Source organism: Brevibacillus sp. NL20B1 (assembly GCF_018195675.1).
In the GTDB taxonomy this organism is placed as follows: domain Bacteria; phylum Bacillota; class Bacilli; order Brevibacillales; family Brevibacillaceae; genus Brevibacillus; species Brevibacillus aydinogluensis.
This window is the reverse complement of record NZ_JAGTPT010000003.1, coordinates 1-15,081: the sequence shown is the minus strand read 5'-3', so window position 1 is coordinate 15,081 and position 15,081 is coordinate 1. Positions and strand designations below refer to the sequence as shown.

General features: G+C 60.2%; 12 protein-coding genes. 8 read left to right on the top strand and 4 right to left on the bottom strand.

What is annotated here, in order from left to right; all coding sequences use genetic code 11:
* Positions 1–180 precede the first annotated feature (180 nt).
* Entirely contained in the window at positions 181–1,587 is a 1,407-nt protein-coding gene (locus tag KDN35_RS03200) for an RsmB/NOP family class I SAM-dependent RNA methyltransferase (protein ID WP_171566002.1), read from the bottom strand.
* 90 nt (positions 1,588–1,677) lie between these two features.
* Between KDN35_RS03200 and KDN35_RS03195 the strand changes: the two genes are divergently transcribed.
* Positions 1,678–2,442, top strand: coding sequence for a hypothetical protein (locus KDN35_RS03195; RefSeq protein ID WP_171566003.1), 765 nt, complete (start codon positions 1,678–1,680; stop codon positions 2,440–2,442).
* A 336-nt stretch (positions 2,443–2,778) separates the two neighbouring features.
* Positions 2,779–4,203, top strand: a complete 1,425-nt coding sequence (locus KDN35_RS03190) for a hypothetical protein (RefSeq protein ID WP_212132055.1) — start codon at positions 2,779–2,781, stop codon at positions 4,201–4,203.
* Between the two features lie 42 nt (positions 4,204–4,245).
* Here KDN35_RS03190 and KDN35_RS03185 read toward each other — a convergent pair whose 3' ends face one another.
* The gene (locus KDN35_RS03185; RefSeq protein WP_171566006.1) at positions 4,246–4,935 is read right to left on the bottom strand and encodes a class I SAM-dependent methyltransferase; all 690 of its coding nucleotides are present in this window, start codon (positions 4,933–4,935) and stop codon (positions 4,246–4,248) included.
* 268 nt (positions 4,936–5,203) lie between these two features.
* Here KDN35_RS03185 and hppD point away from each other — a divergent pair, with 268 nt between their 5' ends.
* The 6 genes from hppD (at position 5,204) to KDN35_RS03155 (ending at position 12,681) form a co-directional block, all read left to right on the top strand.
* Positions 5,204–6,295, top strand: coding sequence for a 4-hydroxyphenylpyruvate dioxygenase (gene hppD / locus KDN35_RS03180; protein ID WP_171566007.1), 1,092 nt, complete (start codon positions 5,204–5,206; stop codon positions 6,293–6,295).
* Between the two features lie 447 nt (positions 6,296–6,742).
* Positions 6,743–8,464: a sensor histidine kinase gene (locus tag KDN35_RS03175; RefSeq protein WP_212132054.1), complete on the top strand. Its 1,722-nt coding sequence runs from the start codon at positions 6,743–6,745 to the stop codon at positions 8,462–8,464.
* Complete coding sequence (locus KDN35_RS03170; protein WP_212132053.1) at positions 8,439–9,221, top strand: LytR/AlgR family response regulator transcription factor; 783 nt, start codon at positions 8,439–8,441, stop codon at positions 9,219–9,221. The genes KDN35_RS03175 and KDN35_RS03170 overlap by 26 nt, the downstream gene beginning before the upstream one ends.
* Before the next feature lie 148 nt (positions 9,222–9,369).
* A complete protein-coding gene (locus KDN35_RS03165) occupies positions 9,370–11,463 on the top strand; it encodes a carbon starvation CstA family protein (protein ID WP_212132052.1) in 2,094 nt (697 codons plus the stop codon).
* The gene (locus tag KDN35_RS03160) at positions 11,460–11,672 is read left to right on the top strand and encodes a CstA-like transporter-associated (seleno)protein (RefSeq protein ID WP_171566012.1); all 213 of its coding nucleotides are present in this window, start codon (positions 11,460–11,462) and stop codon (positions 11,670–11,672) included. Before KDN35_RS03165 ends, KDN35_RS03160 begins: the two co-directional genes overlap by 4 nt.
* A 178-nt stretch (positions 11,673–11,850) precedes the next feature.
* Complete coding sequence (locus KDN35_RS03155) at positions 11,851–12,681, top strand: inositol monophosphatase family protein (RefSeq protein ID WP_171566014.1); 831 nt, start codon at positions 11,851–11,853, stop codon at positions 12,679–12,681.
* Between the two features lie 46 nt (positions 12,682–12,727).
* On the opposite strand, the gene KDN35_RS03150 is transcribed toward KDN35_RS03155, so the two are convergent.
* Together KDN35_RS03150 and KDN35_RS03145 are read right to left on the bottom strand one after the other, a co-directional pair.
* Positions 12,728–14,680 carry a glycoside hydrolase family 15 protein gene (locus KDN35_RS03150; protein ID WP_212132051.1) on the bottom strand — a complete coding sequence of 651 codons (1,953 nt, stop codon included), beginning with the start codon at positions 14,678–14,680 and terminating at the stop codon, positions 12,728–12,730.
* 37 nt (positions 14,681–14,717) lie between these two features.
* A partial coding sequence (locus KDN35_RS03145) for a substrate-binding domain-containing protein (RefSeq protein WP_212132050.1) occupies positions 14,718–15,081 on the bottom strand: 364 nt, incomplete at its 5' end.

Genomic DNA, 15,081 nt, shown 5'->3' with positions numbered 1-15,081 from the left:
AAGGCAGTCCATGTGGTATGGGCTGCTTTTTTGCATGGCCGGCAAACAGACAACGACGAGGCCGTCCAGGCGTAAAAAAGCGGAAAAAACGCAGCAGCCCACCGCGTGAGTGCCTGCTCTCCTGCGGTGGGCCGTTTTCGTTTTGCGGGCCGCGTAGGCTTCCCGACGGGTACTATATGATCACAGCCAGCGCAGCCCTTTGGGATAATGGTTTTTCAACTGGCCGTCCGCCTGCTTGCCCCAGCCGAGCGGAAATCCGTCCACGGTGACCAGCGTCCAGCCGTTTTCGCCGTCACGTGCCAACGCCTCTCCCTTCAAGTAGCGCACGAGCTCGGGGTCATCTGCCGCAAATGCAGCTGTGCGTGCGGCGGCGGCTTGGGGGACGGCCAGCGCCAGGGCGTGGGCAGGTTCCAGCCGGTTCTTTTTCACGGTGCCGAGGTGGAGGCCAGCCCGCACCACTTTCAGACCGTCCAGATCAAGGTCAGGCGCGGGGGTGACATACAACTGGTCGCCAAACAGCAGGAAGGCCGCGTCGTCGATAAATTGTTCCGCGATGCCGGGCAGGGACTGGGCCGCAAACGTGCGCCACGCCCCGATCGCTTCCTTCCGTCCGGCTGCCGCCGTTTTCCCGCGCTTCTCCCTGCGCCGTCTGGAAGGGGCGTTCCCTTCGTCGTCCGCCTGCTTGCACAGTTTGGCCAGGTAGTGGCCTTCCCCGTCGAGGCGGTGCGGCCAGAGCCGCGCTGAATGCGTGAGTTCCGGCAGCGGCGGCTCGGCCCACTCGGGGACGCCGGGCGCGAACCACTCGGGATGGGGCAGGGGAGTCAGGGCAAACTCCGGATGGCGAGCGAGGAAGGACGCAATCGACTGTTCGTTTTCCAGCGGCGCAAAGGTGCACGTGGAGTAGACCAGTGTCCCACCCGGTTTCAACATGGCCGCCGCGGCGTCCAGTATCTCCTGCTGGATGCGGTGACACTCCGCCACCTTTTCCGGCGACCAGTCGTCAATCGCTTCCGGCAGTTTGCGGAACATTCCTTCGCCGGAGCAGGGAGCGTCCACCAGGATGCGGTCAAAGAAGCGGGGAAACCGCTCGGCCAACCGTTCCGGCGTCTCGTTGGTGACGATGGCGTTGGCGATGCCGAGCCGCTCCACGTTTTCCGAGAGCGCCTTGGCCCGTACGGGATGAATTTCATTGGCGATCAAAAGCCCCTGACCGCGCAGTGCGGCGGCAAGTTGGGTCGTTTTTCCGCCCGGTGCGGCGCACAGGTCGAGCACGGTCTCGCCCGGCTGCACCTGCAGCGCTTCGGCCGGCGACATGGCGCTGGGCTCCTGCAGATAGTACAGGCCGGCAGCGTGGTACGGGTGTTTGCCGGGGCGTTCCCCTTCGGCATAGCGAAAGCCCTCCGGACACCAGGGAACTGGTTCGAGGGCAAACGGGGAGAGCTGAACAAAGCGCTCCCTGTCGATTTTCAGCGGATTGATCCGCAGCCCCTGGCTGGGCGGCCGGTCAAAACCGGCGGCAAAAGCGGCGTACTCGTCTTTCAACAATGTTTTCATCCGCTCGACAAAAGCGGTGGGCAGTGATCTCATGGTCAGCCTCCGATGTCAGATTTCGACGGGCCCCGAGAGGAATAAGGGAGAATCGTGGCGAATCATAAACAGGATGTGAGGTGAGAACAATTGAGAGAATCCCGCGCAGAACGGCACCGCTCGCGCCGTCGCAACGACTCGGAAGTGAGCCGGTTCTGGATCATGGGCCTGCTCTTCTCACTGCTGGTGCTCGCCTTTGAGTTTCTGATCGAAATTCCCGCCAATGCAGCCTGGCTGCAGGATATGGAGATGGCGCTGTTCAGCGCCAGTTTTACGCTGCTCGCCTTTTACCTGCTGGGCCTGACGTTCGTCTTTTCCCGCCAGCAGGAAGCGGGCAAGGTGAATCATCAGGTCATCATTTACGCGTGGCTGGGAGCGATTTTGTTTCATCTGTTCCTGCTGATCAGCAACATGACCAACCAACACGTCTACAAAGCGGGGATCATTTTATTTTTGGGGCCTTTATTTTTAACTGTGTACCATTTTATCACGTACTTGTCCGCTTTGCGCGCGGCTCGTCGGGAGGAGGAACTGGCCACTGCGACTTCCCGCGAACGGGCGGCATACCAGATCATTCTGGAGGGGACCAAGGTGCACGGGGAGATCACCCGCCTAAAGTCCGCCTATCCTGAGGTGGAGCAGATGCTGAGGGCAAACGACTTCGCCGAAAAGATGGAGCGCTGCGTTCTGGAGATGCAGCAGTATCTGCAGGCCAAAACGATTACCCGCAAGGACGTGGAGCTGCTGGAAAGCCACTACTACTACCTGGAAAACCTGCTCGTCCTGGCCAAACAGCATCCCGGTGTGATGGAGTCCCGCGTGTTTGCGCACCGCGACGACGCTCATACGCTGTAGCGGCCAAAAGCAACAAATGTGAGAAACCAGCATAGAGAGCAAACGAGCACGCGCTCTTCCATACAGGAAGAGCGTTTTTTCGCATGGGTTGTCGCTTGGCAAACGGCGTCTTTGTTTTGCGCAGCACTGCTGTCTGCTTGGTTGAACCGTCCCATTTTTAAGGACAATGAAACAGGGAAGCGATGTGCTGCGTCATACAGAGGAGTGCGTGATCCCGTGGAGTGCGGCTGTTCCGGGGCGTGTATCAAAGGCCAGATGCACTTGTCTCAGCTGCCGTCCAGCGGCGATTGAAGTATGAAAACAGGTGACATGGACTGCTGGCGAAAGGAGGATTCGATGACCAGGTCCCGTATGTTGTTCGCGATCGTGTTGGCGACCTTTCTGTTCACCTTCCTGCTTCCCCCTGATGTCTCCACTCCTCAGACGGGGACTCCAGCGGTGACGGAGGCGAATCTGGTCCGGACATGGGGGACGATGCGCGAAAAAACTTACGATTTTCCCAATGGCGACCGCTACTGGGCCAAACGGTTGGAAGCGGGCGCAAACGACCAGCCGTACACGTTTTCCCTGTTCCTGCCGGGGCGGACGGGAACGTTTCGGTATGTCCGGTACGTCGACGACGACCCGCAAAAACCGGTCTGGAACGTCATCAACCTGGAGGAGACGGCCCAACTGCCCAACGCGCCCGGCTTTCTGGAAACGACCGATCGTCACGTCTGGATAGGGGCGCCAATTGTCTACAAGCCGTTGGGCAGGGGAACGATCGAAGCAAAGCAGGAGCATGTGCTGCCGATAGCCGTGCACAAACAGTGGGGCGGTTTTGCGCTGGAGATCAGGATGCCGGTCCAGGCCGGATTGGTCAGCGAGGTGTGGGCGCTGGAATCCAGTCATCCGCTGGTTCCCTGGGACAGGGAGCAGTTCGCCTCCGTCTGGCTGGCGCTTGATTTGCAGCGCAAGGCAAAGTGGCTGTACGACGGGTACTACTATCAATCTCCGAGCACCTATGTTCCCACTTCTCCAGCCGCGTACTGGCGCATCCCTGAAAACTACGTGCTGCGCTCCCTGCTGTTTACCGGGCAAAGCCGGGTGGCTGAGGATATGGCGTACGTCATGCTGGATGCGTCGGTGCAGAACCAGGAGGCGGAGGGGTACTGGAAGACACTGCCTCGTTCGGAATGGCTGTGGCAGGATTACGGCATCCCGGACGGGTATTATGACACCCGGTTCAACACGGGCGCGGCCGAACTGATGCTGAAGGGCTGCCAGCAGTACAGGGAGGAACGCTTTTGTCAGTCAGTGAAAAAGTACGCGGCATTTTTCCGCGATTATGCGGCCCGCCACCACTTTGTCGTCGACGGCGTCAATGTCGGGTGGCTGGTAGCCGACTACGCCCACCCCGGCGGTAACAAAAAGACCCACGTATCACTCAATCACCAGTTGGCGGAGATCAACTTCCTGCTGAACTTGTACCTGCAGGAAGGCAATCCGACCGACAGGGAACTGGCGGAGATCATGCTCAACGGCGTCGTCAATCTGGGCGCCAAGTGGGTGGCGCCAAACGGCGATCTCCACTATGCCCGATTCCCCGACGGATCGTTTGGCCGTACCGACTATCCCTATCTGACTTACAACGACCTCAGGGAGACGCAGAGATTGTATCGGGCCGTGTACGGCCGGGATGAGCCGGTGCTCGACCAGCTGATACGCAGCAAGCGGGCGTGGATGAACGCCAACGGAGTGGTCAATCCGTTTCCGGAGTAGGTGAGCAACACAGAGGTGCCACGAGGGCACCTCTGTTTTTTCTTAGCCAGGCACTTTCTCCAGCGCAAACAGGGTCAAGAAACTGAGAGCTTCCCGCAGTTCTGCCGAAAGACGGCCGGCCAGCTCGGCGGGTACGCCCTCCTTGTAGACCGGCTCTTCTTCCAGAAGCCGAAAACCGTTTTCCGCGGCCAACTGCTTGGCTTCCCACGGCATCATCGTGTTCTGGATCGTCTCTTCGCCGTACAGTCGCCGATAGCTGTGGGCCCGCGGGCCGGCCGTGGGGCCGAGTATGCCCAAAAGCAGCACGCCGCCGGGGATGAGCAGACGGTGCAGCTCGCGCAGGGCGGTCAGCGGCGATGGCGTAAACTCGGTTACATTGATGCAGAGAATGCCGCCAAAGCTGGCGTCGGCAAACGGTAGAGCCGAGACGTCACCGGTCTGAAACCGGACGGACAAATCCGTTCCGCGCACCCGTTCGTGTGCCAACCGAATCATTTCCTCGGCAATGTCCACGCCTTCCACCCGATAGCCGTTTGCGGCCAGTTTGCAGCTTGCGTAGCCGTCGCCGCAGCCGGCATCCAGTACCGGTCCCGCATCCGGCTGGACATGCCGCATAAACATCGGCAAAACGGTGCGTCGGCTGCCCGTTTCCCACATGGCTGTGCTGCGCGCATGCCAGTCAGCGGCAAATTGATTCCACTGTTTTGCTGCCTCCACGCTCCAGTGACTCATGACTTAACGACAACTCCTTTCACACGCAACGTTACTCCCCTTTGGAATTCGGAAAATTTCCCTACGGTCAAACGCTCTTCTTCTGGCAAATGCTCTTCTTCATTGTATCAAGAGCGGCTGCAATCGCGAACTTTATTGGATGAAAGCGTTTGCGCGTCTGCGCGTTATCCGGTGTTCTTGCGGGAGTAAACGCTTTCCATGTACGCTCAAGATAACGACAAAATCATCTCAATCGCTACAAAATTTTGAAAAATGGAGGGCGAAAGTGATGAGCAGCACCGATTTCTTTCCGATTCAAGACTGGGACTACGTGGAGTTTTACGTCGGCAACGCCAAGCAGGCCATGCACTACCTGACCAAGGCATTCGGGTTTCGGGCCGTCGCGTATGCCGGACTGGAGACGGGTTCGCGCGACAAGGTGTCCTACGTGCTGAAGCAAAACCACATCACCTTTGTCGTTACGGGAGCCCTCACCCCTGACGGACCGATCAGCGAGTTTGTGAAATTGCACGGCGACGGAGTGAAGGACGTGGCGCTGCGCGTCGATGACTGTGAGCAGGCGTTTCGCGAAGCCGTCTCCCGCGGGGCTGTGCCGGTGATGGAGCCGACGGAGTTCCGCGATGAGCACGGCACGATCAAAAAAGCGGTCATCGCCACCTACGGGGACAACGTCCATTCCTTTATCGAGCGAAAACAGTACAGCGGGCCGTTCTTGCCCGGCTACGTCGCCTACGAATCCCCGGTGGAGGCGGAAGGCACCGGCCTGATCGGTATCGACCACATCGTCGGCAACGTGGAAGTAATGGACGAGTGGGTGCAGTACTACCAGAAAGTGATGGGCTTCACCGCCGTGCAAAACTTCAGTGATGAAGACATCTCCACCGAGTACTCCGCGCTGATGTCCAAAGTGATGCAGAACGGCACCGGACGGATCAAGTTTCCCATCAACGAGCCGGCGGAAGGGCGCCGCAAGTCGCAGATTCAGGAATTCCTGGACTTTTACCGGGGACCGGGCGTGCAGCACATCGCCCTGTTGACCAACGACATCATCGACACGGTTTCCAGGCTGCGTGCCAACGGCGTCGACTTCCTCCACGTGCCCGACACGTATTACGAAGAGCTGAAAGACCGGGTCGGGGAAATCGACGAGGATATTGATGCGCTGCGCCGGCTCCACATCCTGGTGGACCGCGACGACGAAGGCTACCTGCTGCAGCTCTTCAGCAAACCGATCGTCGACCGGCCGACGCTGTTTGTGGAAATCATCCAGCGCAAAGGAGCGCGCGGCTTCGGCAACGGCAACTTCAAGGCGCTGTTTGAGGCGCTGGAGCGCGAGCAGGCACGGCGCGGCAACCTGTAAGCCGCATGAACCTGATACCATGCCCCCGAATCTTTCGGGGGCTTCAGTTTGTAGAAAAAGACCGTGGCGACATGTATGATGGTGCCCGCTCGCACTCTTGACGACCAGCAAAGAAGCGGATCGCGTCCGCTCCAAAACGCGACGCGGGCAGGGGGCAAACATCTGGGTATTTCGAAGAAGTGAGACTTGTGCCCCCTGATTTTCCCCGCGTCTTTCGTTTTTCCGCTGAGCAGGTCGTCAAAGGAGCTCGCCTTGGCCCCATCACTCCATGCCACATCCTTTTTCTCCAACTTCGGTAGATTAATGTGAAGGCCTCCGGCCTGGAATACAAAAAAAGCAGTTTGGGGGCTTTCAATATTTTCAGTCTTGCGTGACGATTCTATTGACCGGGCGGCTGCCGCTGGCGATAATGTAAGCAACAGTTTGACCGAAAAAGGAGGGACGCCGATGAACTTGTCCCTGATGGTGACACTGGCGGAGCGGACCGCCGTGCTGGTGGTGGCAACGCTGCTGTTTACCCGCGTCAAGGCGTTTCGCAGTTTGCTGAACCAACGGGCCACTGTTAAGGATAAAGCGGTGATGGTGCTGATCTTTTCCGCCATCTCCATATTTGGAACCTACAACGGCATCTGGTACCAGGACGCGATTGCCAACTCGCGCGTGATCGGCACGGTGGTGGCGGGCCTATTGGCCGGGCCCTGGGTGGGGCTGCTGACCGGTCTGGTGGCCGGCATCCACCGCTACACGCTCGGCGGTTTTACCGATCTCGCCTGCGCGATCTCCACGATTAGCGAAGGGCTGCTGGCCGGTCTTATCTACCAGTTCCGCCGCTCCCGGGAGATTCGCTGGACGATGGCGCTGGCCGTCGGGTTCATCGCCGAATGGATGCAGATGGGCATCATTCTGCTGCTGGCCAGACCGTACGAGGCTGCGTTGGCACTGATCAAGGCGATCAGTGTGCCGATGTCGGTGGTCAATGCGCTGGGCATCGCGATCCTGATCATCATCATCGACCTGGTCAAGACGGAAGAAGACCGGATCGGCGCCCTGCAGGCCCAGCGGACGCTGCAGGTGGCGGACAAGACGCTGTCTTACCTGCGGCAGGGCCTGACCTACGAGTCGGCGAGAAAGGTGGCGGAAGAAATTTTGCGCACGACCCGGGTGGCGGCAGTGGCGATCACCGATACGAAAAAGGTGCTGGCCCACGTCGGTGCGAGTTCGTCGCATCACGTCGTCGGCGAGGAGATTTCGACCAAGGCGACCCGCGAGGTGCTGGCAACCAAAGAGGTGAAGATTGCCCGCACCAAGGAGGAAATAGGCTGCCGCGAGCCCAACTGTTCGCTGCGCTGTGCCATTCTCGTGCCGCTGATGCGGAAGCAAGGGGAAATTGCCGGCGTGCTGAAGCTTTACCAGGACCGCTCCCGCAAGCTGTCGGCGGTCGACCTGGAACTGGTCCGGGGGCTGGGAAACCTGATCTCCACCCAACTGGAGCTGGCCGATCTGGAGAAGCAGGCGCGCCTTTTGGCCGATGCGGAGATCAAGGCCCTGCACGCGCAGATCAACCCGCACTTTTTGTTTAACGCACTCAACACGATCGTGTCGTTTATCCGCTTTCGCCCGGAGCAGGCGCGGGAGCTTTTGATCCATTTGGGCGAGTACTTCCGCCGCAATTTGCACGACTCCGGCGGCTTTGTGACGCTGGCGGAAGAGTTGGAGCACATCGAGGCCTACCTGGCGATCGAGCGGGCCCGCTTCGGGGAAAAGCTGCGGGTGGAGTACGACATCGAACCGGGTGTGGACCGCTATCTGGTGCCCGGTCTGGTGCTGCAGCCGTTGGTGGAAAACGCCGTCAAGCACGGGCTGCTGCCCAAACGGGAAGGGGGCGTCGTGCGGATCGCTGCCCGCCTCCAGGACCGGCAGACGCTGGAGCTGTCGGTGGCCGACAACGGCGTCGGGATTGAGGGCGACCCGTTCGAGCCGCCGCCGCCGTCAGACGGCAAGCGCCGCCTCTCCGGGATCGGGCTGTCCAACGTCCGCAGCCGGCTGCAGTCGATCTACGGCGAGCCGTACGGCATCGTGATCGAGAGCGAAAAGGGGAAGGGAACGACCTGCGTCATACATCTGCCGATAGGAGTGAAAGCGCATGCTGAAAGCGTTCATCGTGGATGACGAAGCACCAGCCCGCGCCGAACTGCGCTATCTGCTGGAACAATTTCCGGACGTGACGGTGATCGGGGAAGCGGCGAGCGGTGAGGAAGCGATTGAATCCATCACCGGGGCGGAACCGGACGCCGTCTTTCTGGATATCCACCTGCACGATCGTGACGGCGTGGATGTCGGCCAGGAGCTGTACGAGACGATGCAAAAGCCGCCCATCATCATCTTTGCCAGCGCGTACGAAATTCACGCCGTGCGCGCCTTCGAGACGGACGCGGTGGACTACATCGTCAAGCCATTTAGTGAACACCGCCTGGAAAAGACGATCAACCGGGTTCGCCGGCTGCGCCGACAAAACGAAGCGGTTCAAAGCCACGCTCCCCAGCTGGAGGAGCAGTTGAACACCCTGCTGAAGTCCGTTCTGGCCCACCAGCAGCCGCGCCGCATCCCTGTGGAGAAAAACGGCAAGATCATGCTGATCGATCCGAACGACATCGTCTACGCCACGCTGGACAGTCGGTACGCCACCATTTACACCGAAGCGGACCAGTACGCCACTTCGTTCTCCCTGCAAGAATTGGAGAGCAGGCTGTCCCCGCATCAGTTTTTCCGCACCCACCGGGCCTACATCGTCAATCTGGCGAAGACGGCAGAACTGGTGCCCTGGTTCAAGGGAGCCGTCCACCTGGTCATGCAGGACGCGCGCCGGACGGAAGTGCCGGTCAGCCGAAACGTGGTGAAGGAACTGAAAAAGCGGCTGGGGTTCTGATGGAAGTACGTCTCGTTCATGCGCCATAATCGCCGTTCATGTCTTTATTTGTACTGTTCAGACAATTTTCGTTCTGCGTCCTCCCTCTTCCGTGATACGGTATGGTTAGGTTTTATGTATCTACATGATAGGCAAGGGGGAAGGACTGATGAAAAAATGGCTGCTCTCCGTCCTGATCTGGGGCGGGATTGCCGTGTTGGGCGCGGTCGGGTTTGGCTTTTTGGCGCTCTCCCGGGGCGAACAAGTCAACTCGTTCTGGCTGCTGACCGCCGCGTTCTGTACGTATGCCGTCGCGTACCGGTTCTACAGCCGCTTCATCGCGAAAAAAATCATGGGCCTGGACGACAACCGGGCCACGCCGGCGGAAGTGAACAACGACGGCAAGGACTTTGTGCCGACCAACAAGTGGGTGCTGTTTGGCCACCACTTTGCGGCGATTGCCGGTGCAGGTCCGCTCGTCGGACCGACGCTGGCCGCGCAGATGGGCTACCTGCCGGGGACCATCTGGATTATCGTCGGGGTAGTGCTGGGCGGTGCCGTTCAGGACTTTGTCATCCTGTTCGGGTCGATGCGCCGCAACGGCAAGTCGCTCGGCCAGATCGCCAAAGAAGAGATCGGGCCCGTCGGCGGGGCGCTGGCCCTGGTGGGCATCCTGGCGATCATGGTCATCCTGATTGCTGTTTTGGCAATGGTCGTTGTAAACGCTCTCGCGGAATCGCCGTGGGCGACGTTTACCATTTTCATGACGCTGCCGATTGCCCTGTTCATGGGCCTGTACATGCGCTACATCCGTCCGGGACGAGTGCTGGAAGGCTCGTTGATCGGTCTGGCGCTCTTGTTCCTGTCGCTGTGGTGGGGGCAGGAGGTGGCCGCTTCGCCCACCTGGGGGCCGGTCTTTACATTTAGCAAGGCGCAGCTGGCCTGGATGATCATCATCTACGGGTTCATCGCCTCCGTCCTGCCGGTTTGGCTGCTGCTGGCGCCGCGCGACTACCTGAGCTCGTTTTTGAAAATCGGCACGATCGCCGTGCTGGCGGTCGGCATCCTGCTGACACTGCCGCCGCTGCAAATGCCGGCGCTGACCAAGTTTATCGACGGTACAGGCCCCGTGTTTGCGGGCAATCTGTTCCCGTTCCTGTTTATCACCATTGCCTGCGGTGCGGTCTCCGGTTTCCACGCGCTGGTGTCATCGGGGACGACGCCGAAGATGATCGCCAAGGAATCGCACGCGCCGCTGATCGGCTACGGTGGGATGCTGATGGAATCGGCCGTCGCCATTATGGCGATGATCGCCGCCTGCGTGCTGACGCCGGGCATGTACTTTGCCATCAACTCGCCGGCTGCCGTGATCGGCGTGGACGTCGCCGCAGCAGCCCAGGTGATCAACAGTTGGGGCTTTACCATTACCCCGGAACAGATTACCGCGATGGCGAACGACATCCAGGAGAACACGATTTTGTCCCGGACGGGCGGTGCGCCGTCGTTGGCGATCGGGATGGCGACCATTTTCTCCGGCATCCTTGGCGGCAAGGCGTTGATGGCCTTCTGGTACCACTTTGCAATCCTGTTTGAAGCCGTTTTCATTCTGACCACGATTGACGCCGGCACCCGCGTCGGCCGCTTCATGGTGCAGGATCTGTTGGGCAACGTGTTTCCGAAAATGAAGCAGGTGGATTGGCTGCCCGGCAACCTGATCGGTTCCGCCCTGATTTCTGCCGGATGGGGGTACTTCCTGCTGCAGGGCGTGATGGACCCGCTGGGCGGCATCTATACGCTGTGGCCGCTGTTCGGCATCGCCAACCAGATGCTGGCCGCAATCGCCTTTGTCGTCGGGACGACGCTCATCTTCAAGATGGGCAAGGCCAAGTACTCCTGGGTCACGCTGGTGCCGATGGCCTGGCTGACAGCTGCGACGCTGACAGCCGGCTGGCAAAAGCTGTTCCACAGCGATCCGAAAATCGGCTTCCTCGCTCATGCCGAAGCGTTCCAGAAAGCGCTTGATGCCGGCACCCTGCCAAGCGGCGTCAAGTCAGTGGAAGCCGCGCAAAAAATGATTTTCAACGACCAGATTGACGCCGTTGTCTGCGCCATCTTCATGGCCATCACCATCGGCATTATTCTGGACGGCCTGCGCCTGTGGATCAACATCTTGCGCGGCAAGCAGTATCCGCTGTACGAGTCGCCGTACGTCCAGTCCAAAGGGGACAATTACTACGACGGGAAAGGAAATCACGTGGCATGAGACGCAAGTGGAGAGCGATTCGCCAATCGCTGCGCAAGGTACGTTCGACGATCAAGACCATTTTTGGCATGCCGGACTACGACCGTTATCTGCAGCATTGGTACGCGACCCACGCCAAACCGGGCTTGTTCCCGATGACGGAGCGGGAGTACTACATGTACGCGCTGCGGGAACGGTATGAAAAAGGCGGAGTATCGCGCTGTTGTTAGCTTCGCGCGGCCGCTGGCATACAAGAGAAATCGGGAGGTCCGTCTGACGGGCCTCCCGCCGCTTTCCGGCTGTCCGGCGGCAGACAGGCGCATCGACAACCGGGACAGACGAAACGGTGTATCCGCAGGCAAAGTATGGTACACTAAAGGCAAAGTCAAGATGTGGGTGGCGATACGTGTGCAAGCATCAACTCTGACGGCGTTGAAAGAGCTGGCCCTTCACTGCGCCCGAGGCGCGGGTCAGCTGAGCCTCGAGCGAATGAAGCAGCCGTTTACCGTCGAATACAAGACGTCCGCCTCCGACCTGGTCACCGCCGTGGACAAGGAAGTGGAAAAACACGTGGTCGAAACGATTTTGCGCCATTTTCCCGACCACGGCATTCTCGGGGAAGAGAGCACGTTTGCTGGCGATCCTCGCCAGTTTGATACGCTGTGGGTGATCGATCCGATTGACGGCACCACCAACTTTGTCCATCAGCAGATCAATTTTTCCGTCTCCATTGCCGTCTACCACAAGGGGGAAGGACTGGTCGGCGTGGTGTACGATCCTTCCCGCGACGAGATGTTTTACGCGGTAAAAGGAGAAGGCGCTTACCTCAACGACAGGCCGCTGCGCCTGGAGCGGCAGGTGAAGCTGGAGGAAGCGCTGCTGTGTACGAGCGTCTTCTGGAACAAGCGGGCGGAGCAGATGGGCATCGACCTGATCGTGAAAAAACTGGCCGGCAAGGTGCGGGGGATGCGCCTCTTGGGCAGCGCGGCACTGGAAATGGCCTACGTGGCCGCGGGAAGGCTGGACGGTTACGTCAGCCTGTCGCTCAACGCGTGGGATTTTGGAGCCGGCAGGATCATCGTGGAGGAAGCGGGCGGACGTGTGACGACGATGACCGGCAGCCCGCTGCCGTTCGACCGGAAAAGCAGCGTGATGGCTTGCAATCCCGCATTTTACGAAGAACTGCAGCATTACCTTACGCTCACGGAAAACGATATGGCGGACAAAGGCGCGACATGACAAAAACCACTGGAACCCCAGTGGTTTTTTTGTATGGTGAAAATATCTACAACTGTCCGTTCTCCATCAGCAGGTGCACGGTCAGCACAAACATCGCGTGAGACCAGGTGAGCGGCACGACCCAAGCGGGTTCGCCGGTCTGCCTGTCGACCTGCTCCGGCAGCAGACCGAGCGGGTTGGCATGGGCAGCGGCCCACTCCAGATGGCGTTTGGCCTCGTCAAACCGGCCCTGGGCGATCCGAAACTGGGCGAGCCACAGGGTGGTGAGAATCCACGGATTGCCGCCGATGTAGCGGTCGTCCTCGTAGCGGCGGATGCCGCCGACGCCGGGGACGGCGCAGGTGCGTTCAATTGCGTCGGCGGTGCGGGCCATGCGCGGATCGGTTGCGTCCAGCAGGCCAAATGGCACGCTGAGACCGAGCAGACTGATGTCGTAGACCGGATCGTGCTGGACGTAATAGGTGACGTATCCCTTCTCGTCCGTCTCTGTGAATGTACAGAGGCCGGACTCGACGGCGCGCTGGTAGGTGGAGCGGTCCACCTGCAGTTTGAGCGCGCGGTAGAACGTTCCCCGCTGTTCGTCATAAGCCCGCGTCAAAATGGCTTCTTTCAGGGCATTGGCGGATTGTTCCCAGCGGTCGGCCAGGTCGGCTTTCCCCAGTTCCCGAGCCATTGCCGCTGCGGCGCTTATGCCGGCGTGCACGGCGGCGGCAGAATACGTGTGCTCCGCATTGCGCTCCTCCCACAGGTCGCGGCTGGGCAGCGGCAGTCCGGTGTCGCGGTCCAGATAGGAGAGCAGAAACGACGTCCCTTTTTCCACGGCCGGCCACACCTCTTCGAGAAAAGCCCGATCCTGTGTCGCCAGATAGTGCTGGTGCATCCCCCAGAGGATGGAACCGCCCTCGTCGATCTGCAGTCCCCAGGAAGGGGCAAGCCGTCCGTCGTGATAATGGCGCTGCTGAAACGAGCCGTCCGTGTCCTGCGCTGTCAGCGTCCAGCGGTAGAACATCCGGGTTAGATTGCTCAGACCGGCCCGGTCAAAGGCGGTCGTGATGTACGCTGCGTCCCGCCCCCAGCAGTAGGCGTAGCCGCCGCAGCGGGTAAAGGTCTCGTCAAACTCCGGCGCGGCGATCACGCAGCCTGTCTGCTCGTCGGCCATCAGCCGGAAGACGAGCAGGGAACGCTCGTAGACGCGGCGAATCCGCTCGTCGCAGCCGGCAGGGAGAGTGGGCTGTGCGTTCAGGAAGTCGTGCCAGTACTGCTCGGTCTGCTCCAGATGCCGCTCAACCGAGACAGCAAATGCCCGGCACATTGCGTTTACAGCCTCGTCCACCCGACTTCCCGCTGTGAGATAGACAGGAATGGCGGCTGTCTCCCCCGGTTCCAGCGACAACGTCCAGCCGAGTGCTCCGTCCGGCGCCATGGCCACTTTGTTGCCCGGCAAATACCCTTGGGACGCGTGCTTCCAGGCGTCGGCGCAGGTGTACTGGGCGCACCCCAGCGGACTGGCCAGCGCAAACGCGTATTGATGACGAAAGTACACCAGGCCGTCGATCCGGGGGTCATAGGTCACGCAGTTGTACAGGCGGTTTTCCCCGATGGTGAGCGAAGCGGCGCAGAAAAAGCGGAGCCGGATCGGTTTGCGGCCTGTGTTGGTCCATTTGTACAAGCGAACCAACAGCGGCTCGCCAGGCACGGCGAAATCGACGGTTTCCCAGCGCAGAGGCAGACGGCGGGCCGTCCCCGCCGTGCGCAGCACGTTGGTCCGCGGCAGGTAAGCCTGCTCCCATTGCCACTCAGCCGGGTCGTCTGTCCAAACGGTCTCCTCGCTTTCCTCCTCCACAAAGACGCCGGCGCGCATCCGCTCCACGTGCTGCGGGAAGTCAACATGCGGCCACCAGAGACGGTACAGCTCTCCGTTGTGGCCCAGAGCGGCCAGCATCGACGCGTTGCCGATGACAGCGTCGTTGAGATACGGTTTTCCAGTGACAGGATTCATCATGTGGATTCTCCTTCCCATGAAGCGTCTTCCCCGGTTACGCATCCGGCTGTCGGGCCGATGAGCCGCGGACGATCAGCCGGTGGGGCAGCACGATCTGTGGCTGTGTGATCGTCTCGCCGGCCAGCTTGCGAATCAGCAGTTGGACGGTCGTGTAGCCGAGATGGTAAATGCCGATATCCACGGTGCTGATCGGCGGATTGCTCAGTTCGGACAGCATGATGTTGTTGAAGCTGACCACCGAGACATCGTCGGGGACGCGCAGTCCCGCTTCGTACAGTTGGCGGATAAACCCGAATGCGATCACGTCGTCGATCACGACGAAAGCGGTCGGCCGTTCCGGCTGGCTCATCATCAGGGACGTGGCGTGGAAGCCTGCCTGAAGCATCTCCGCCGTCATT